This window comes from Gottschalkia purinilytica (genome assembly GCF_001190785.1).
Lineage (GTDB): Bacteria > Bacillota > Clostridia > Tissierellales > Gottschalkiaceae > Gottschalkia_A > Gottschalkia_A purinilytica.
Genome location: NZ_LGSS01000007.1, coordinates 92,392 through 113,355, shown reverse-complemented (window position 1 = coordinate 113,355; position 20,964 = coordinate 92,392). Strand labels below are relative to the sequence as shown.

The 20,964-nt window shown below is 31.0% G+C and carries 18 protein-coding genes; 4 read left to right on the top strand and 14 right to left on the bottom strand.

Going from position 1 to position 20,964, the window contains the following annotated elements:
- Positions 1–416: 416 nt before the first annotated feature.
- Positions 417–1,364, top strand: coding sequence for a ketopantoate reductase family protein (locus tag CLPU_RS08890; protein ID WP_050355300.1), 948 nt, complete (start codon positions 417–419; stop codon positions 1,362–1,364).
- Between the two features lie 227 nt (positions 1,365–1,591).
- On the opposite strand, the gene CLPU_RS08885 is transcribed toward CLPU_RS08890, so the two are convergent.
- The 11 genes from CLPU_RS08885 to rlmD form a co-directional block, all read right to left on the bottom strand.
- On the bottom strand, positions 1,592–2,407 hold the full coding sequence (locus tag CLPU_RS08885) for a MerR family transcriptional regulator (RefSeq protein WP_050355299.1): 816 nt from the start codon (positions 2,405–2,407) through the stop codon (positions 1,592–1,594).
- 261 nt (positions 2,408–2,668) lie between these two features.
- Positions 2,669–3,148 carry an SAM-dependent methyltransferase gene (locus CLPU_RS08875; protein ID WP_050355297.1) on the bottom strand — a complete coding sequence of 160 codons (480 nt, stop codon included), beginning with the start codon at positions 3,146–3,148 and terminating at the stop codon, positions 2,669–2,671.
- Between the two features lie 247 nt (positions 3,149–3,395).
- The gene (locus tag CLPU_RS08870) at positions 3,396–3,614 is read right to left on the bottom strand and encodes a hypothetical protein (protein ID WP_050355296.1); all 219 of its coding nucleotides are present in this window, start codon (positions 3,612–3,614) and stop codon (positions 3,396–3,398) included.
- A gap of 134 nt (positions 3,615–3,748) precedes the next feature.
- Positions 3,749–3,919, bottom strand: coding sequence for a hypothetical protein (locus tag CLPU_RS17240; protein ID WP_157857717.1), 171 nt, complete (start codon positions 3,917–3,919; stop codon positions 3,749–3,751).
- 139 nt (positions 3,920–4,058) lie between these two features.
- Positions 4,059–4,706 (bottom strand): vWA domain-containing protein, encoded by a 648-nt coding sequence (locus CLPU_RS17685; RefSeq protein WP_200898548.1) that lies wholly within the window; start codon positions 4,704–4,706, stop codon positions 4,059–4,061.
- 72 nt (positions 4,707–4,778) lie between these two features.
- Positions 4,779–6,002, bottom strand: coding sequence for a hypothetical protein (locus CLPU_RS17680; RefSeq protein WP_200898547.1), 1,224 nt, complete (start codon positions 6,000–6,002; stop codon positions 4,779–4,781).
- Positions 6,003–6,014: 12 nt separating this feature from the next.
- The gene (locus CLPU_RS08860; protein ID WP_050355295.1) at positions 6,015–7,253 is read right to left on the bottom strand and encodes a hypothetical protein; all 1,239 of its coding nucleotides are present in this window, start codon (positions 7,251–7,253) and stop codon (positions 6,015–6,017) included.
- Entirely contained in the window at positions 7,250–9,361 is a 2,112-nt protein-coding gene (locus CLPU_RS08855; protein ID WP_050355294.1) for a P-loop NTPase family protein, read from the bottom strand. Before CLPU_RS08855 ends, CLPU_RS08860 begins: the two co-directional genes overlap by 4 nt.
- Before the next feature lie 140 nt (positions 9,362–9,501).
- Positions 9,502–11,295 (bottom strand): oleate hydratase, encoded by a 1,794-nt coding sequence (locus CLPU_RS08850; RefSeq protein ID WP_050355293.1) that lies wholly within the window; start codon positions 11,293–11,295, stop codon positions 9,502–9,504.
- Positions 11,296–11,596: 301 nt separating this feature from the next.
- On the bottom strand, positions 11,597–12,166 hold the full coding sequence (locus CLPU_RS08845) for a TetR/AcrR family transcriptional regulator (protein ID WP_050355292.1): 570 nt from the start codon (positions 12,164–12,166) through the stop codon (positions 11,597–11,599).
- A 276-nt stretch (positions 12,167–12,442) separates the two neighbouring features.
- Positions 12,443–13,801: a 23S rRNA (uracil(1939)-C(5))-methyltransferase RlmD gene (gene rlmD, locus CLPU_RS08840; protein ID WP_050355291.1), complete on the bottom strand. Its 1,359-nt coding sequence runs from the start codon at positions 13,799–13,801 to the stop codon at positions 12,443–12,445.
- A 470-nt stretch (positions 13,802–14,271) separates the two neighbouring features.
- On the opposite strand from rlmD, the gene CLPU_RS08835 reads away from it, so the two are divergent.
- Complete coding sequence (locus CLPU_RS08835) at positions 14,272–14,667, top strand: hypothetical protein (protein ID WP_050355290.1); 396 nt, start codon at positions 14,272–14,274, stop codon at positions 14,665–14,667.
- A 467-nt stretch (positions 14,668–15,134) separates the two neighbouring features.
- Here CLPU_RS08835 and CLPU_RS08830 read toward each other — a convergent pair whose 3' ends face one another.
- From CLPU_RS08830 to CLPU_RS18015, 3 genes are all read right to left on the bottom strand, one after another.
- A complete protein-coding gene (locus CLPU_RS08830) occupies positions 15,135–16,598 on the bottom strand; it encodes a protein adenylyltransferase SelO (RefSeq protein WP_050355289.1) in 1,464 nt (487 codons plus the stop codon).
- Positions 16,599–16,963: 365 nt separating this feature from the next.
- Positions 16,964–17,185, bottom strand: coding sequence for a YdbC family protein (locus CLPU_RS08825; RefSeq protein ID WP_050355288.1), 222 nt, complete (start codon positions 17,183–17,185; stop codon positions 16,964–16,966).
- A 1,006-nt stretch (positions 17,186–18,191) separates the two neighbouring features.
- On the bottom strand, positions 18,192–18,320 hold the full coding sequence (locus tag CLPU_RS18015) for a hypothetical protein (protein ID WP_268760462.1): 129 nt from the start codon (positions 18,318–18,320) through the stop codon (positions 18,192–18,194).
- A 160-nt stretch (positions 18,321–18,480) separates the two neighbouring features.
- On the opposite strand from CLPU_RS18015, the gene CLPU_RS08820 reads away from it, so the two are divergent.
- Both CLPU_RS08820 and CLPU_RS17870 read left to right on the top strand, forming a co-directional pair.
- Positions 18,481–19,926, top strand: coding sequence for a PQQ-dependent sugar dehydrogenase (locus tag CLPU_RS08820; protein ID WP_235436148.1), 1,446 nt, complete (start codon positions 18,481–18,483; stop codon positions 19,924–19,926).
- A gap of 247 nt (positions 19,927–20,173) precedes the next feature.
- Positions 20,174–20,686: a hypothetical protein gene (locus CLPU_RS17870; protein WP_050355287.1), complete on the top strand. Its 513-nt coding sequence runs from the start codon at positions 20,174–20,176 to the stop codon at positions 20,684–20,686.
- Positions 20,687–20,964: the final 278 nt, after the last annotated feature.

Here is a 20,964-nt window from a genome sequence, read left to right as displayed (position 1 = left end):
TATCAAGATATTTATCTCTCAATCAACACCATTTTCTTCTTCCCACACCTCATAAGGTTCTCTTCAAGATAAATTTTAAAAATTTTCTTATATAAATATTATCTTCTTTATACATACTTATTTTGTTGAGGAATCCTTTTTATATTATTTTCTAAACATTTAACATTGAATATCATAGAAATATTTCATAATTTTTTTTTAGCTTCCATTCACAAGAACCTGCAAAGGAATATTTGAAATTGAAGCAACTATATCCCTCTCCAAGAGTTTATGAAATATTCGACTTTTAAGGAAATTTATAATATAATGATTAATCAAAAATTAATTAGCAATATAGTTATTATTTAACAACTATATTGCAATTTTTATATAAATTATACTAATTTGAAAAAATATAGTAAAGGGAGGTCAACCAAGTGAAAATATTAGTTTATGGTGCAGGTGTTGTAGGAAGTTATCTAGCCCACGTATTAGTGCGTGCTGGTAATAATGTCACAGTTCTTGCCAGAGGACAGCGTTTAAAAGAACTTAAGGAAAATAGCCTTATCATTCGCCACTATATTCAGCGCAAAACCACTATTGATAAAGTTAATGTTATTGATGAATTAACACCTGAGGATGTATATGATCTTATTTTTGTTGTAATGCAATATACACATTTAAAAGCTATATTACCTATTTTAGCAGAAAATCGAAGTCGTCATATTATCTTTGTTGGTAATAATGCAGATGCTTATACGATGCAAGATTATGTATTAAAAAACAGTTCTGTTGAAAAGCAAGTGGCATTCGGCTTTCAAAGCACTGGAGGACGTAGAGAAAATGGTCGTGTTGTTTGTGTACGTGCAGGTGGACATATGGAGCTGGGTGGACTGAATAATAATTTGTCATGGCGCTCCTTGATAGATAATGCTTTTGCAAATACAAAATATAAACTAACATATTTTGATAATATGGACTCCTGGCTTAAAAGTCACATTGCTCTTATTATGCCTCTATGCTACGCTACTTATGCCTGTAATGGTAATTTACGCAAGGCTTCTAAAGACAAAAAACTTCTAAATCAAATTATTGATGCAATTGATGAAGGATATAAAGTTTTAGAAACTCTAGGCTACAGTATTGTACCTGCAAATGAAGAAGAATTTATCCGTAAAAAACGATTTATGTTCTATATATTATTAAAGATTGCAACAGCAACTCCTATTGGTAAACTTTCAATAAGTGATCATGCCACGTCAGCAGTTGATGAAATGCTAGCATTGCATGATGCATTTGATGACTTAAAACAACAAGCAAATATTTCAACACCAAATTGGGATACTCTAGAAGTATATCTTAAAAATGTGAGAACTCAAAAATAAGAAATACTCTAAAGAGCAATTTTAAAACTACTACAATTTATATAGTTAAGATACTTGAAAATATAATTTCTGGTATTTTGATTCACATTTACAATAATTAATTTTTCATAAATGTATTTTTCTAAATGAGTTTTGTTTTACTGTAAATTCAATATAATCTTTGACAGTATATTAGAAAATATAGTAAAAAACGTTTTGCAAAAACTTTTCTAGAAGACGTTTTTTTACTATATTTTTTCCAGTGGAATTTGAATTTCAGTTAAATATTTATCAAGATTTTTCTCATTCCATGGTCCACGATGAACTATTTGTCTACTTTTGCCAGTCATTTTATATTGATTATGTTCCTGTAACCAATTGGCAAAGGATATAAAAGCACTGGCAATATTCTTAAACTCTCCATATACCATTGTGCAAGCCATTATTTGTATAGGTTCTGTATTGCGATATACAAATCCATTCATATTTTCACCTATTTTGTCTACAAGTGCACATAGTTCAACATCAACATCTCTTTCTTTATATTCTGTATCATGATAAATAGAAAAAGTATTACTAGATATGAAAATATTATTTTCATTTGCAAATGCACACATTTCTTTCCAAAGCTCACCTTCCGCATAATAATTAGGAATTACTTTTCTCAAAGAAAGAACTTGATAACTAGGTATACTTTTAATAGTAACATTGTAGTGAATTGACATTTTTTCTTCTTGAATATCTTTTATTGCTAATTCTATCTTACTCAATTTATCCTGTTCTATCTGAATAATGTTCTCGATTTCTAGACGTTTATTTTCAAGTTGATTTGTAATAAAAGTATTATCCCAATAGTTAAGAGCAATTGCAATTTCTGACACATTAAATCCTATATCCCGCAGAAAAATAATTTTATTGAGAATAGGAATTTGCTCTGTAGAGTATAGCCTATAGCCAGAGAATTTATCTATTTTTGCAGGTTTTAATAGACCGGTTTCATCATAATATCTTAGCATTCTCACTGATACTTGTGTTAATTTTGAAAACTCACCTATCTTGAACATTACTATCACCTCTATATGGAGATATTATAGTGCTTGTTCAACTAAACTTCAATATGCTTTATCCAACTAGTCAAGATGCAATATTCATCCCGGCATTCTTAAGCAACATCATAAATAAATTCTTAATATGAGCACCATAAATAATGTAATTCTCATATTCATAACCTTTCATTGTTTCCTTCTTTAATTTCCAAATTTTACACTCTACTATAACAATAAAAGAAGATTGATAGTTTACAATTAAAATTATTCTATCGATCTTCATACAAAATTAAATTCCTTTTCCCAATTAAAACTTCCAGATTTCTCTAAACTTTTCGGCCAGTGGCTGCACCATTGTGGCACTCTAGGAGTTTCAACTCTGTCAAGGCTTGGAGTATATGGCTTTATGTCAAGTATAGGTGTGCCATCATTAGCGTCAATATAAGAAATTTGAATAATACCTTTTTCATAGTCAATGTTAATAACTTGTACTGCAGTCAAAGCAATAGGATTTGGACGAACAGGTGACCTTGTAGCAAATATCCCCATTATATCTGGAGCCTTTTTATATGGTTGTGGTATTTCAAGAGTATTCCTTGCTTCTTTATTATCAAAGTTGCTAAACCACCAAATGATGTTAATATGACTAAATCCATCTAATGCTTGTAGAGCTGGAATATAATTGGATTTAATTTCAATAAACATTCCATCTTCATTGATATTGATTTTTCCAATAGGACTTACTTGAAAATTTTTCATATTTAATTCCTCCACATGATTTTTATTTTATATAAACTCAGTGTATACTCTGACATCATGTGAGAGTCAACAAAAAGTGTTTTTTAAAATTTTTCTAGAAAGCACCTTTTACTATATAAATATTAAGATTAAATTGTAACTTTTTGATTATTTAAGAATATAGTTTCTTTGCCCACCATCTTCTTTAAAAATGTTCTTCTCTAAAATATCTTTTATACTTCTTAAGATAATTAAATAGATACGATGCTTACCAATACTGTTCAGCTCCTGTGCAATACCTAATTAAAAATGTTAAAAATTCTTCTGTACAACCTCTATACTCATACTGATAAAATATAACATCCACCAAAATACAATATTGAATACTTTCATATTTTAAATTTATTCTACAAAAATGGCTTTTATCAATAGTTACATAGCCATACATTTCATTTTTTTGAAAATCAGAAGGATATAAGACCTCCAAGTAAATATCTCTTTCTTTTATTTGATTACAAAAATTAAATTTAAACTTTTTCCTGGAATAATATTTTCTACAACATATTCAGTAATATCCAAATAATTCAAATCTTGATAGTACACATAATTTATCTTGTTTATTCAACCATTAATAACAGCAGCTAATAAGTAATTTCTGCTGTCAATAAGTTCACTTCCTTCCTCAAATATTGTTCCTACCTTAAGTTCTACACTTAATTTTCCATAAATATTCTTTAGAAATTTATAATAATCAACATTCGGTGAAAATGCTAAATCTGAATGTACATCCATCTGTATTACTACGCTTTAAATGAACAACCGCTCTTGCCCCAAGTTCTTCGATGCTACCCAATTATTATCTAAAAAATGAAAGTTCTCAAATTATTTACATAGCCAAAAATTGTTTTTACATATCATTTCAATATGCCAGCTAATTATTAAAAATAGACCGCATATTTTTTCTTACTACTTTTAGCAGTTCTTTGGGTAGTTTTTCTACTTCTTCACCAATCATTACTCCGTGTGGTTGTTTGTATCCTTCATTCCATACGAAGTTAAATATTTTTTCATTTGTTTTACTATTTTTTCCTATTTGAAATGCATAGATCTCGACATTTTTAGATAATAATTCTTGCACAGCTTCTTTTGCTGATCCTGGAAAACTTGATGCACCGTCTGTAATTTCGAAGATTATCTTTATTTGTTTTCCTTTTTTGAGTTCACTTTCCTGTATGGACGTAATTCCATCGGATATTTCTCTAAGGCAACTTGCATCGTCAGTTGCTCCATCTGCTGCATTTAGCTTTATGATTGAGCGAATTATATCGCTTTTTTCTTTTTCCTTCACATTTTTATCGTTAAATTCTTTAACATTATAATACTTACTGCCAAAAAACCAGGTTTCGCTTAAAACTTCTACTTTTTGATTCAATTGTTCTGCATTGCTTTTCAAATATCGATTAAAATCATCTATTGACAGCAAGACCACAGCCAAAGCTTTTCTTGTAGCCTCAATTTTTGACGCATTCATTGATCCTGAATTGTCTATTACAAAAGAAATCTCTATTCTTTCAGGCAATATGTCTGTCTGAGGCTCTAATAAATATCTATTAAAGATTGGAAGATTCTTATAATTTCCCTTTTTTTCAGCTTATACAAAATCCGGATAAAAGTTAATAAAGCTATCCACATCTAGTTTTCCCTTTATTTGACCATCTTTTTTTACACTTATTTCTTTCTTTGCATCTCCTATCAACTTTTTCCAAAATTGACGCATTTGTTCTCTTTCCGATTTCATTTTATTTGAATAAAATTGAAACAATTGCTGATCTGCTTGGCTAATTCCATAAGGCTCTAAATCTACCTTACCTTGCATAGTATTTTGTATGCTAGTACTTATTTGATCTTGTTGATCTAGCATTTCTTCTAAAATCTTTTCCACTTCTTCCTGGGTAGATTCCAGTGAATTTGGTATCTCATCTGATTTAGATTGTTCAAAAGGATTTTCACTTCCTTTAACTTGCTCTTCTTTCTGTCCTTTTGATTTATAAAACACCATTTCATCAATTTCTTGTTTCCATAATTGTTCAAAAGTTGGAAAGATGAAAGAACGAATGAATGGATCTCTTTCTATAATTCCTTTATCGTTATTTATCTGTTTTACTAATTGATAATGAATAAATTCAAAAAAAGGCTGATTGAAAATTTTTCTATCAAAAAGATTTTCAACACATCCTTCGATTTTAGGCTTAATTTTATATAATTCAATAATTAAAAAACTGTTTGCAAAAGCTCTATGTCTAGGCATTTGAGAAATTGACTCAATGGTCTTACCTGTTTGTTTCATATATGAAACAATTTTCCCAAAATTTTCTTCATCCCTATATATAGGACACATCTGCAAAACTCTTAGAAATGATGTCTGTTTATCCAATAGATGTAACAAATCAAAAATTTCTTTTCTTACATAATTAGAAATAATTTTGGGTTGATATGCAGGGTCATTTTCCAATCCTTCTTTTTTTATCCTAGTCATAATATAACTTGTCATATGATCAATTTCTTTCTGCCAATCTTTTTTTCTATTCAGATATTTTTTAGTTTGTTTTTTCCAATCAGGATATAAGGCTAGCTCATAGTAGATGTGCCACATGATTTGATTGCTATCTAATTTTCTATCCAAAAAACTTTCCAACGGTAAGTACAAAACTCCTTTAGAAGGATCTAATATAAATTTTTGTAGTTTTGAATCAGGAATATACATTAAACTAGAATCCCCTGTAAATGTGGCTAACGAACGTTGTTCTTTTTGCAAAAATTCTTCACAATGTTTTTTAGATTCTTCAATTAGAGTTTGTTCATCGAAGTCAAGCATACTCATCCCCTCCTATTGATACAGTGGCAGATCCCACAAGTCTTTTGGTGTATCAATTCGATCAATGTCTAACAGATTTAATTTACCTTCCATATCCATGAGCAAATATTTTGAAATATCTAAATTTAAAACATTTGTAAAAAAGGAATCTTTGATCGTCGCTTCTTCATTCAGATACCAATTTCCAAAATTCTCTTCAAGTAAGTATATAATTCCATCTTCACTTAAAACTATAGCTGTGCCTTTTTTAGATTGAACGTCAAACAAATTACCTTTTAAATCATTCAATTCTATTTTTATAGTTTTTGAATTTTCATATAAAGAAAATATCTTAAGCTGCCCTTTATTGCCTGTTACTATAAGGGAATTCTTATTACCATTTCCATCCTCTAAGCATCTAATTTGCCTTATTTCATCATTTAGAAAATTAATTTTTTCTATAATAGTAAGTTGTCTGTTATCATATTTAATAAAATATAACTTTCCCATCTTTGTTCCAACTACAAAATAATCGTCATTTATTTTTTCAAATGACGTCCAATTTGGAATAGTACAATATATATCTTTATGAAAAACCAAACTATATTCATCATTTTCTTTTATTATTTCAAATAAATTTAACTTTTCATCTCCATTTTCCACCATAAATAAATTATCTTTAATTGCTAAACATCTTCCAAATCCATTAAAATTATGATCTGTTTGGATTCTTTTAACTTTAATCTGTCCGTTCACATTAGGTAGTTGATCGAAATTATCGCTTGAAAGTATATAGCATCCCCCTCTGACTCCCAAAAGCAAAATTTCTTTGTCATTCAATTTATATATAAACGAAATTGTCTCTTTTATTTCTTTAATAGGAGGACTCCACTCTCCTTCTATTTGATTATGATCAAAAAAATCATCTACAATATCTATATAAAAAAATTGAACTTTTCTATCTATACTACTTGTAATAAAAAGATTTTTATTAATCCTCAATGTAGTTTGTAAAAAACTATCAAAACTAAAAGCTCCCAATTGTTTTATCGGATTTATTTGCATTGAAGTCTTTTGGATATCATTTGCATAAACTCGGTAATACGGAATTAAATCAGTCAATAACTCTTCTTCTATTTTTAAAAGTTTGTTTAATTGTTCTTCGAAACCATCATCTAAAATTCCATTTGCTTGGCATTCATTCAGTCTTTCTCTTAGATCTTTAACTTGACTCTTAAAATTCTTTCCGTCTACCGACAAATTTATTTTCATTTTTCTCCTCCATTATCTTCCAAGTATCCAAGTAGATCTTTTGAATGCTCTAAATGAGATAATTGTTGGTCTAGTTTTTGATATTTTTTCGCATCAATCTGCAATAAATCATCAATATCAGCTTCAAAAGTTTCTTTTAGCCCTTTTGGCAAAGTTTTTCTTGGAGTTCCTTTCCCAAATACCAGATGAACTACATCTAAATAGCTTAAAGTTTCTATTGATGGACGAACATAGTGATATGGACGAGTACGAATTTCGTCATATGTTGTCGTGGCTTCTCCTATGCCTTTTGTCTCAATATTCCATCCTTCGCTTATAGGAAAAAATCCAAAACGCACTGCTTGTGAGAGAATATAGTTTTGGTCATCAGGATAAGTGATTGAACTAATAAAACCATCCCACAAAGCTTTGCTCAAATCTTTTTCTTCACCTTGATTCCAATTATCTAAAACATGCAAAATATTTCGGATTGATAATACAGATTCTCTCAACTCTAGTTCATCCATTCCAGAATCTTTTTGGACTTCATTATCTTTCCACTTACCCATAAAAACATTCTGAGTAACTCTACACAACTGAGAAAAGCGAAACAATTCTTCTAATGTCCTTTTGGAATCAGGTATATGAATGTTTCCATTTTTGTCAGCTAATCGTGCTATTATTATTCTGAAAAGTTCATTTTCTTCTGGGAACTCTTGATCTTCTAGGGATCCAGTTATCTTTTGTGGTACATAATTATATTCAATCGTTACAAAACGTGATTTAAAGGCTGGATTTAACTCATTTGTTCCTTCATAATTTACCATTTGAGTTGACAAATTTCCTGTGCCAATGAATCCAAATCCAGGTTTAATCAAAACAGGACCAACTCCTGTAATATAAGCTGTACTTCCCGCATGACGTTGCAATATATCATTTAAAGCAATTAAATTTTGCATAGCAATTGTATTTAATTCATCTACTATTACAGTGCGACCTTCTTTTACCGCAATCAAAATTTCTCTTTCTATTTTTTTGATTTCAGTACCAAAAGCACTATTACTTGCTACCAATAAATCAGAAAAACTTTTCCATATTTGAATCTTAAGTTGTAACTGCTCTTCATCAGTCATCTGTTCCAGCCTTGCTTTGTGCTCATCCATCCACTCATAAAAATCTTCTATAATCATATTCAGATAATCTGCAAAAGAACCTTGTGAGAAACTGTGTTTGAGAGATAAAGTTTTCTCTACAAACATGTCTTCATAAGTTAAATTATGTGAACCAGAAATAAAAAGTGGCTGTAAAGATTCTATTTCCTCTTTACTTCCATTAGTTAAAATATTTTTATAGTAAAACTTTCTTTCTTCATTAAATTCTCTAAATTTTTGAATAGCATCTTTTTCTGTAGCATTTGGATTTGCAGAAAACCAATCTTCCATTTTGTCTTCTAATTCTCTTTGTATTTTATTTTGAATAGTAAAATCCAAAGCTGCTTCAGTTGCTAATTGTGTTTTACCACTTCCTAAATGTCCTACAATATATACGGGAACACCTAAATTCAACGAATCTATTACTTTTTGTTTTGCTTTAACCACATAAGGGACAGTTACTAAACGCTGTTGGTGTTGAGTTTCTATATCACTTATCAATTGGCGTTTATAATAAAATTCCCATGCTTCCGGAGAGTTTTCTAAAAGTTTCTCTAATTCTTTTTCCAATTTTTCTATGCGATCAACCCGATATCTTGTAGCCGAATTACTTCCATAGTGATTGGAATTGTTGCTCTCCCTACTGACCCTTCTTTCCCAACGGAGAAAAAACTTTTCATATTCGATTGAATTTTCAATTTCTTGTATCTCTTTGCCCTTATTTGCTGTTTCTTCTTCTACATAAGCTTTATATTTTTTGTAATAAACATTATTTTTTTTAGAATCAAGAGCGATTCTATCGTCCCTTTCTTCAAATTTCCTAAAAGCTTTAAAAAATGATCCTTGTTCTACTATTTTTTTATTATTTTCATATTCCGATAATTTTAAGGCTTCCTTGCGCAAATCACCTTCATACCAACTTTGCATTTCTTCTATAGTAGGAATATAAGCTTGCTTGAAATTTGTTTTTTCTTTCACAGAAGTTTCCTCCTTTGCATGATATTCTATTATATTATTAACATATCAATTAGCAATATGAGTAATAAATGAATATAAATTAAAATCCCGATTTTTTTAAAACTCGGGATTTTAATCAATTTATCTAATTATAAGTGTCATTAAATAATTTCATATTCTTTTAATAACTTTTCAATGTCTGTTCCTGCTACTTGTTTTAAAATTTTACGTTTAGTCATTGGAGGTAAATCAAGTTCTGGCTTCTCCCCATCTAATAAACATTTAATTGAATTTAATAAATAGCGTATATCATATCTCGAAGCAAATACCTCAGGAACTCCTTTTTCAACTCCAGTTAAAACATATACTGCTTCCATCGCTGTACGTCCTGAGTATTCGATAGTAAATACAGTATCACGTCCTGGATCATCCAATGTCTCAGCAAATTGTCCAAGGAAAGCAAAGTTTACTGCATTCTTAGGTACAACATATGGACGATCTCCAAATTCACGAGGCATAAATTGAGATGTGATAAATGGCATCATAACAGGAACTGCAGTACATGATCCTGCTAATTCTTCTATTTTGTCTGTAGGAACACCTATATGATATAGCCATTCTTTTGTGATTTCCTTACCAGTACAATCTCTCATAGGTTTTTTAATGTAGTCTCCAGGAACATCAGAAAATAAACCATATACCCAAACTACAATGTCTTTTTCAGGTTGTCCGTAATATTGTTCTTGACGGTTTATTGTCCAACTCATCAACCATGAAGAGTCAAGTGCTGTAACTATTCCACCTGTTACAGTACGTCCGCCATATGGTGAACGTTTTGTAATCTTTTCAATGTACTCAGGAACACGTTCATCATGACAAGTTACTGTACAAGACTCCCAATTAGATTTTTCTGGATCTGTACAGAATTTATCTGGATTTCCAAATTCATCTGATTGAGCCGCTATATTTCTCCACAACTTCCAGCATCCTTCTGGTTCCTTATTAAATGGTGCAGGAGTATTGTCATCACCATATCCAGAACCTTCAGTCATAGAACCATTAGTGATAAATACTAAGTCGTTTTCTGTTAAGTCAATGGAAATATCCTTTCCAGTTTTATCTGTTGCAACTATTCTCTTTGCAACTTTTTTATCATCTGAAATTGAGAACTCAACGTTATCTACAGTGACTCCATATTCAAATTTAGCACCATGGTCTTCCAAATATTTTACCATAGGTTTTACAAATGAAGTGTATTGATCATGGCGTGAAAATTGTAAAGCAGAAAGATCTGGTAATCCTCCAACATGGTGGATGAAACGATTCATATATAATTTCATCTCTAAAGCACTATGCCAGTTTTCAAAAGCGAACATTGTTCTCCAATATGTCCAGAAATCACTGTTTAAAAGTTCTTCAGAAAAAACATCTTCAATAGTTTTATTTTGAAGTTCTTCATCTGTCATGCTTACAAAAGCAGCTAATTCTTTTGCTAAGTCTTGACCCAAATTAAATTTTCCATTGTCATAGCGCTCACCTTGATTTTTAGTAATACGACAATTGCTAAAGTTTGGGTCATCGTAGTTTGTATAATAAAAATGATCTAACACAGTCATACTAGGATCTTCTGTAGATGGTAATGAACTAAACAAGCCCCATAAAACCTCAAAATAATGACCCATTTCACGTCCACCACGTGCTACATAACCCGCATTCTGGCGAACTTGGGCGTCCAAAGATCCACCAGGAATATCTAATTGTTCTAAGAAGGTAATCTTGCTACCATCCATGTGAGCATCACGAATTAAAAAACAACCAGCAGCCAAAGAAGCAATTCCAGTACCAATTAAATAAGCTTTTTTGTCTTCAATCCCTTTAGGCTTTCTTGCATTTACTAAAGCATGATAAGTTCCATTTGTAAGCGTAAGCCTATCATCATGTGTCTTTAATTTCATATTATCCCCTTCTTTCTTAATTTTTTAATAGTCTTCTAAAGACTACTATCATATTTAGAGTTCACCTATGTTCACTCTATTAGTATTCCCACATGGTGTAAAATAATAAGTCCTCCTTTAACTTTATGAATACTTATTATCTGTAATATTTGTATAAATCTATAATATAGTTTTTTTGTGTCTTTTTCATTAGATAAACAAACTGCGGTGTTCGAATTTCGAACACCGCAGTTTGTTTGCTTAATTTTTGGGCATCTAGGTTAAAGTGTCTGATAAAAAAGGAATCTTCTATTGCTTTTTATTAGACATCATTTAAACCAGCACTTCGCTTAAGGGATAACTCAATATTTCCATCGAAGAGCTGCCCGATTCGTCTGATGATAGTATCAGGGTCTTCCTTCATTCCGGAAGCAATCCAGCGTAGTACCATTTCAGTGAGGGCACACTGATAAAAGGAGGCAATCAGTTTTTTATCTTCCAAAGAAGCTGGGATACCATCGCTTACTTTTTCAACATACCGAATCATGACATTTCCTGATACATTGTATATATAATTCACTAGTTCTTCTCTCTGCATGGAATTATATACATGATAAATGGCTGTTTTGTTTTCTAAAGCAAATCTAGCAGCTACAGTGAAGCTCTCCTCCCAAGAGAGTGTATCATTATATTCATCAATGACTGTCTGAAGTTCTGTTTGGAATATCTCTGATAAAAGTGCATATACATCTGTGTAGTAATAATAAAAAGTATTTCTGTTGATCTCACATTCTGTAGCAATATCTTTAACTGTGATTTTGTTAAGTGGACGCTCATTCAGCATCTTTATGAATACCTCGCGAATCATTTTTTTGGTATATTGCTGTGCCAAGTCGCCACCTCCTTAACGCTTTATCTGTATTTAAAATTATAACATATTGTAAATTATTTACAAATAATCCATCATCATATGATTTATTATAATTCTCAACACCTTAAAAACAGCTGTTATCTAATCTGTCAACACAATCACACACTTAAGCCCTTGATATGTTTCCTAAGACATATAAATAGAAGTTTCAAAGCACATCATCTGCCAGCCAACATCTGGCAAAATTGATGTAATGCTTGGAGGTTCTTATTTACTGGCTTTTCTGCTCTACTTATTTTAGCCTTTCTTTATCCTCACCACAGTCTCCACGTGGGGAGTCATAGGAAACATATCCACACACTTAACTTTCTCCACTTTATACCCTCTCTCTACAAATATAGGTAAATCCCTAGCTAGAGACGTTGGTTTACATGATACATATATAAATTGTTCTGGGTTAAAGTCTATTATTTTGTGAATAGCTTTTGGATGTATACCATCTCTTGGTGGATCTAATATTATAATATCTGGTTTTTCTTTTAACTCTTCAACTTTTTCCATAACATCTCCAGCTATGAATTCACAGTTATCTAGATTATTAAGCTTAGCATTAACCTTTGCAGCTTCTACTGCTTCCTCCACTATCTCTATTCCATAAACTTTCTTAGCTATAGGTGACATTATTTGAGCTATAGTTCCTGTTCCACAGTAAAGATCAAATATTATCTTATCTTTAGATGAATCCGTAAAATCTCTAACTACAGAATATAATCTTTCTGCTCCTAGTGAGTTTGTCTGAAAAAACGAGAACGCTGATATTTTAAAGTTAAGCCCTAATAATTCTTCTGTTATATAATCTTGACCATATAACACTCTAGTTTCATCACTTTGAACTACATCAGATAAACTATCATTTATAGTATGTAGAAATCCTTTAAGCTTGCTACTTAAATTTAAGTTCTTAACCTTTTCAACTAAATCTTTAAGATCTAAGTCCATTTGAGAACTTGTAACTAAATTTACTAGTATCTCTTTATTTTTTATAGCTTTTCTAACCACTAAGTGTCTTAAATATCCCTCATGTCTTTTTTTATTATAAAAAGATATGCCCTTTTCCCTAAAATATTTTAAAACAGTCATTAGCACATCTTTAAAGTCTTCATCTACTATAGTACATCCATCTACAGTAACTATCTCATAGAATCTTCCTTTTCTATGCATTCCCAATTCTAATTCTCCATCTTTTTCTGCATCTCCAAAAGAAAACTCCATCTTATTTCTATATTCAAACTTAGTTGGACTTGGTTCTATATTTAAATATTCGTATTCATCTGTTAAGACCTCGTCTAATAGTCTCTTAACTTGATTTTCCTTAAGTTTTAACTGTTCTTCATAAGGTAGTGTCTGATAAGAACATCCTCCACATATCCCATAGTGTCTACACTCTGCATCGCTTTCCACAGGTGATTTTTCTAATATCTCTAATATATTAGCTTCTATTTTGTCTTTACGTTTTTTAGTTATTCTAGCCTTTACCTTTTGTCCCTTTATCGCATTTTTTACCGTTATCTTTTTATCATCTATCGTTGCTATTCCCTTATTAGGAAAAATAACATCTTCTATATAAAGGTCTAATACCTCATTTTTTTTAACCATTAAAATTTTCCTCCTTATGTTTAACATGTATATAAATTATAGTATAAATTACATAGTTAAGGCTTTATCTTCTTATAATTATTCTAACCTTTAATATAGTAAATAATATCAAATAATAAAGTTTAGAACAATAAAACTTTACTATTCAAAGAATATACTAAATATATTTAGATGTGAAACAATATTTCACTCCTTTATTAGGCCTAAAAGTTATAAGAGAAATTGATATAATAGTTAAAGTAAGTTTATACTTAAGTTGTTGAATAACTAAAATTACCACTAAAAAAAGTCGTCCATTTCTAGTATCATGTTAAGTGCTAACCAAACAATCAATAGAAAGGACGACTAATAATAATTGTAACACTTAACATGATAAAAGATAACCCCTGATTATTCAATGTGCCTTATATAGAGTAGTAAATAGAATATATTGTTTTAGAGAATTAGAATGGTCATTAAAAAATGATATTATGTCTGCTAAGACTATAGGCTTCACTGATATCCCAGATCATTCAACTTTTTGTATTAGATTGAAAGAAATTAAAGGTACTGTTTTCTATCAAATATACAAGATGTTTGTATTATTATTAAGTCCAGATGTAAGAATTAGCTCTATAGACTCTATTGCTTTATGTAGTTCTAGATTTGATTCACAAGCTAGGTCAGGAAAGTCAACTCGCTCAGGATGGTATAAAGGATATAGATTACATTTAGTTAGCTCTGTTGATTTAGTTCCCTTAGCTTTAAGCTTTACAACGTCTAATGTTTACGATAGTAACTGTAAACAATTGATAGAGCAATTATATAATTATGATATTTTCATAAGGCTAAAACTTACAGTTCAATTAAAAATGAATATAGAGTAAAAAGTTTACTTTATCTACAATCTCCTATTGGAGAAAAGATTTATAAAAAAGATTTTCAATTGAACAATTATTTAGTATTTTAAAAATGCGTTATGTATTAGAAAATCCAAGATTATATGGCTTTAACAAGTATAAGTCTCATGTAATGTGGACTTTATTATTATATTTAATTGACAAACTACTTGATAAAGAACAAGGGGTTGAGTGTAATAAGTTTTCCTGGAATAAGTAGGAATTTACCTGAATTCCTTAAACCTATATGTGGAGAAAGGTAATTATTCAACAACCTATATTCTAATAAAGTTTTCTAATGCCTTAAGATTTATTAATGAAAAAAGGCGAAGCCTATCGATCATAAGTTGAACGAAAGCTTCACCTTTTTACATAGTTTCTAAATTAAATTTCTATTTTAAGTTGTTTAGTAACTAAATTTATCTATTGGCTCTGATTTCCTAATTATTCTATAACTAGGTACCGCAAAACGTTCGGTAAGTACAACTTGATACTGGAGGTAGTGTGGCATAATCAGCCTGTTCTTTTAAGTGATCGTAAGGTCTTGCAAGAACATCAAGAAGTCTCTCCATCACACTATAGTCTCCTTGTTTCACTGCTGCTTCTAGTGCTTCTTCTACTCGGTGGTTACGAGGAATCAATGCAGGATTGCTATTTTTCATCAGCTGTTGAGATGACTGTTTTGATTCCTGTTGTCTTTCTAGTCTCGACCTCCACAGTTCATTCCACTGTATAAATTCTTTAGTACCAAATAAATTTATATCTTCCATCTTATCAAAAGTTAATGCGATGAAGGTATTAGTATAATCTGCACTATGTTTCTCCATAATACTAAGTAGTTTTTTAATAAGAGATTCATCCTCTGATTCTTCGTTAAATATTCCTAGTTTTGATCTCATTCCTATCAACCAATTATAATGATACAGCTTAGTGAAATCTGAAAGTGCATCTTGACCTAGTTTGACAGCCTTTTCCTCCTCATCATGTAGAAGTGGTAGTAAGCTTTCAGTAAATCTAGCAAGATTCCATTCAGCAATAGCAGGCTGATTTTCATAGGCATAACGTCCATGTATATCAATGGAACTAAATACTGTTGCTGGATTATAAGTATCTATGAAGGCACAAGGACCATAATCAATGGTTTCCCCACTAATAGCCATATTGTCAGTATTCATTACCCCATGAATAAAACCAACTAGTTGCCATTTAGCTATAAGTATGGCTTGACGCTTTATAACTTCCTTAAGTAGAGAAAGATATGGATTGTTATCACCTTCAACTTCTGGAAAATGTCGCTTTATTGTATAGTCAGCTAAAGTTCTAAGATCATCAATATTCCCCCAGTTGGCAGCATATTGAAATGTCCCAACGCGTATATGACTGGCAGCTACACGAGTTAGAATTGCCCCAGGAAGCTTAGTCTCACGAATTATTGACTCACCTGTTGTGGTCACTGCTAGACTACGAGTAGTAGGAATACCAAGTCCATACATTGCTTCACTTATGATGTATTCTCGAAGCATCGGTCCAAGTGCTGCTCTACCATCTCCCCCACGAGAATATGGTGTTCTACCTGAACCCTTGAGTTGAATATCAAATCGCTCTCCTTTAGGAGTAATCTGCTCTCCAAGCAATACAGCTCGGCCATCTCCTAACATCGTAAAATGTCCGAATTGATGACCTGCATAAGCTTGAGCAATAGGTAAAGAGCCTTTGGGAATCTCATTGCCAGCAAGTACTTCTACTCTAACCTTATCATCATCTAACCCTAAAGATGTTGCTAACGAATGATTGAAAATGATTAACTTTGGTGAAGGTACAGGGGTTGGATTGGTATTAGTAAAGAATAACTTCGGCAGATTAGCATAGCTATTGTCTAAGTTCCACACGTTTTCTATTATTCTTGTTCTCTCTGTCATCTTAACTTTTTTTCTCCTTTTATGTTTTTTATACCTTAGCTTTTTCTTTTACATAAATAAGAATTATAGTATTCTATGATTTTTAGCTATATACTTATATATATCAATATAACTTAATTTCTTTTAGTATCTGTTTCTATGGATTTATTATACCCAATCTACTTCAAATAAACTGTGAATTGAGGTACTTTATTTAAGCATAGTGTATATAAAGGAGATTTTATTGTAGATCATTTTTTTGTTCATAAATCAGAAAAATAGTTTTATTTACATTCTAGTATTTTAACTAAAAGGCACCCTTTTGCAATATAATCAAAGAGTGCCTTTTAGCCTTATATCAACTTCTTTTAACCAGCATGGTTAGTTTATAATTCTATCTGGTTTAAGATTTCTTTTAAATTTTTAAGTTCTTCTCTAGTAAGGGTTACTCCCTTACCCATTTTCTGATGATCAGGGGACCAGTCCCTTAAATCGTATTTTGGTTCTTTGTCATTCCAACTGATTAAATTGAGTTCTTTTTTCCAGCCTTTTGGTGATTCAGAAATATATCCTATTTCTGATTTTATTTCAAATTTAATATCTGCCATAAATATATACCTCCTAAATAAACATTTGTTACATTAATCTTTCTTTCCTATTATTCTATAGCAGGTAGTTCTACTCATAATATCAGTACATGTTGGTTTTTCAGTCTGATATTTCATTTATGTTCCCACTTTTGATATTATCTTTAATTTTTTAATTATCTACTATAATTAATCAATATTTAATTTACATAAAATTATCCAATTTAATTATAAACCTTTTAACTCATGAAAACAATTATGCTGTAGAAAATCTGACTATAAAAATGTAATAGGCAGAGTTACCGCTCCGCCTATTTCACCTTGTTTGAATAAATTAATACGCTTTTAATTTATTTGATATTACATTGATGAGGAGTAATGTTAAGTTCTTACTTTTTTAATACAACATGAAAACTCTTTATTTCTTCTATCTAAATTAATATACAGCGGTTTAGTAAACAATATTAATTAGATTCAAATAATAACTATACATTTAAAACTAAATTTTTTAGATTAATATTAACATTTAGTTTTAGTAAAATATCTAATCCTAATAAGTCATTAATCCTACCCTAATCATCTATTAATCCAAAGTCAATTTTTATATCATTTAATTCATGTCCACATAATTTTATACCTTCAATAGATTTTCTATAAGCATATTGCTCTCCACCAATTCCATACATAGTTATAGATTCATCTTTTGCTTCAGGTTCAACTCCTAATTCTATAACTAGGATTTCGTACGATTGTCAAAGATGATTTATCCTTATATGTATGGAATACAAAATTATCACCCCTACTCCTAATAAGAAGTTCATTAGCCTCTTTAGAGTCTTGAATAATTTTAACTAGTGCTACATCATCTATAATTTTTTATCCCCATCTATATGACTTTTAAAAGATCTGCATATACTGCCTCATAATCTAGCTTCCATTAAAAGAGAGATTCGCTAATACTAGAGTATATTTATCCTTATCTATATTTATCTCTGAAAGTGAATCCTTATATTCAATATTTGGATTATCAACTCCATGTAACATCATGTTCATTGAACTCTTTTTTAAGCTCGACTATTTCATCTATTACAAAAAGCTCATTACGCAGAATATTGTTATTTTCAAGAATAAATCCATTCTTTAATACATCACCCATAATTATATTACCAACTATTAGACAATTTGCATTTTTAAATACAGTATTAACAGAAAACGGTGCAATGCGTCATCAGATTCCCTGGCCTCAATTTAGTACTAATAGAACAGTTCTAATCATATTCTTATAAAAAAAAGGATATAAAGGAGTGTGAAGTTAGTTGTTAAAAAAAGTTAAAGTTAGTTTACGGCCCATTGCTGGTAAGATAAATATGCCTACTGTTTTGAAAACAGCTGTACTTCCGGGTGACTCAATGGAAAGATTATTTATTGCAACCCAGGTAGGAGAGATCTTTTACATTGGAAACGGAGTTATAAGAACTTTTTTAGATATTCGTCCGAGAATCATAAAACTAGGTTTTTCGGGTGGTAAGTATGACGAACGTGGATTGATAGGTCTAGCATTTCATCCCCAATTTTATTATAACGGTTTGTTTTATCTTCATTATTCAGTAGCTGGAACACAAGGTCCAGGTGCTCTTCCAAGTTCAGAAGTTTCACAAGATCTTCCTGAACCTTTTAAGCCTAACCCATGCGACCCCAGAACCTTAAACCAAAAGTGGATAAATAGAGAAGTTAACTATGATCATATTGATACAGTTGAAGAATGGATTTTACTATCCAATGATCAACCTCAAAAACGGCGGACATTACTTAATTTAAGAAGACCATTTTTTAATCATAATGGTGTCAATAGCTTAAACTTTTCACCTGAAACAGGAAAACTTGTTTTAACAACCGGTGATGGTGGATCAGGCTATGACCCATTTAATTCAAGCCAGAATGATATGGAAATCGCCGGTAAAATAATTGAAATTGATGTGGCTAAGAATACATTTATCAATAATCCACCGGTAGTCACACGTTTTGATGAACTTCCTGCACCTATTCAGGAAACGCTTACGGTAATTGCTAAAGGGGTTCGCAATATACCTGGCATTTCATTTCAAAGGTTTTATAACCAGTATATCAAATATGTAGGAATTGTCGGACAGGATCTGGTAGAGTCAATTTTTTCATTCGTTAATTATAAGCCAATACCGGTTACTCAACTTATTCAAGCTTCTTTAATGAAATCTAATCTTGACCAAGAAGGATTTATTAACTTTGGCTGGCGAGGGTGGGAAGGTGCTTTTCCTACTTCGATTATAAGGGGCTGCTCTGCAAATCCAACTTTGGATGAGAAAACAATTGCTTATTACAATGATACAGTAAAAACTTCAGTGCAGCGTCTTCAGCCTCTAACTAGTTATTTTCATAAAGATCCCCGACCGGATAAGTTTGGAGGAACTGCACTTACGGGAGTCCAGTCATATATGGGGAATAGAATTCCCGATTTAACTGGAAGCGTTGTGTTTACTGATTTTGCCCGGAATGAAGGATCTCAACCTCCAATTAGAGGTGTTTTAGCTTATACCAGGGCAAGAATAGATTGTAAACTAAGTGATTTTAGTGTCATTGAAACCGATTATAATTTTGGATCTCAATCAGCTTATTATGCTAGTTTGGGAACGAATCTGAATCAAACCAGACTATATTTAGGGGTTTATGGCTCTATGAATGTGACTGATTTTAACCAAGGTACTGTTTTTGAAATTGTTCCATGATTCATAACTATAAAATTCGAATTAATACCAGATAAATCCCTTTCTAGGATTTATTGAATCGAAATATAATACAAACAAGAGAGAGCAATCATGTTCCCTCATAAATTTTGAAATTGATTTGATGTAAATGATGAAAGCGTTTAATGGAGGTATATTAAGAAGTTATACCTTCAGTACTTATGCAGAAATATGCGCGCATCAATCAGTATTCTAAATTACTAGTATCACCTGATAGGAGGCATTTAAATTGAAAAAGATGAATATAGGCAGGTTTATTTGTATTGGAGGAATATTAACAACAATAGCTGTACTATTCCAATCAGCACCTGTATTTTTACCCGCAATTGGGTTGGCCTTAAGTCCATTAAGCACTATACCTATTGCGATAGCTGCTGTTTCTAATATTTCTCTTGGCTTTACTGTATTTTTTTCTTCCGCATTAATTCTTGTTATAGTTAGTGCGCAGGAGACAATAATCCTGCTTTCTACCACCGGGCTACTAGGTATCGTTATCGGAACATTACTTTATAGGAAGGGAATAATAATTTCTATATTATTTTCAAGCATAGCATTATCTCTTGGGATGATATTTTTAACTTATATAGTAGGTATTTCGGCGTTTGTGAATTTAACAAGTCCGTTATCAACTCCTTTAACTTTTTTAATTTTTTTCCTATTTTCACTTGTTTACGCGAGCATTTGGAATATTTGCCTTAGAAAATTCATGAATTATCTTATAAAAATAAAATTAATTAGTTGACTCAAATATGGATTTCTTATCATTTTGGCTATTTAGTGAAATGGTGAAGCATATTTTCTTCATCGCTGAAACTAAAGGCACAATGGACAGCCTGAGCATCATCAAGAACACGATGTCATATATAAAATGCCATTAAAAATCGAGGCAAAAAAGTGCACTTTTTTGCCTCGATTTTTGCTCATTTTTTACTTCAAAACAACAACATCTTATGGTCAAACCGTCCTATTTGTCCTTCAGACCACCATTTGTCACCTGAACTATGCACTCCACATGGAACG

Bases quoted from the DNA above. Each gene is read 5' to 3' on its own strand.
- CLPU_RS08885 (WP_050355299.1), bottom strand. From the start codon at position 2,407: ATGTTCAAGATAGGTGAGTTTTCAAAATTAACACAAGTATCAGTGAGA.
- CLPU_RS08875 (WP_050355297.1), bottom strand. From the start codon at position 3,148: ATGAAAAATTTTCAAGTAAGTCCTATTGGAAAAATCAATATCAATGAA.
- CLPU_RS17240 (WP_157857717.1), bottom strand. From the start codon at position 3,919: ATGGATGTACATTCAGATTTAGCATTTTCACCGAATGTTGATTATTAT.
- CLPU_RS17680 (WP_200898547.1), bottom strand. From the start codon at position 6,002: ATGCTTGACTTCGATGAACAAACTCTAATTGAAGAATCTAAAAAACAT.
- CLPU_RS08860 (WP_050355295.1), bottom strand. From the start codon at position 7,253: ATGAAAATAAATTTGTCGGTAGACGGAAAGAATTTTAAGAGTCAAGTT.
- CLPU_RS08850 (WP_050355293.1), bottom strand. From the start codon at position 11,295: ATGAAATTAAAGACACATGATGATAGGCTTACGCTTACAAATGGAACT.
- rlmD (WP_050355291.1), bottom strand. From the start codon at position 13,801: ATGGTTAAAAAAAATGAGGTATTAGACCTTTATATAGAAGATGTTATT.
- CLPU_RS08835 (WP_050355290.1), top strand. From the start codon at position 14,272: ATGTCTGCTAAGACTATAGGCTTCACTGATATCCCAGATCATTCAACT.
- CLPU_RS08830 (WP_050355289.1), bottom strand. From the start codon at position 16,598: ATGACAGAGAGAACAAGAATAATAGAAAACGTGTGGAACTTAGACAAT.
- CLPU_RS08825 (WP_050355288.1), bottom strand. From the start codon at position 17,185: ATGGCAGATATTAAATTTGAAATAAAATCAGAAATAGGATATATTTCT.
- CLPU_RS18015 (WP_268760462.1), bottom strand. From the start codon at position 18,320: ATGGGTGATGTATTAAAGAATGGATTTATTCTTGAAAATAACAATATT.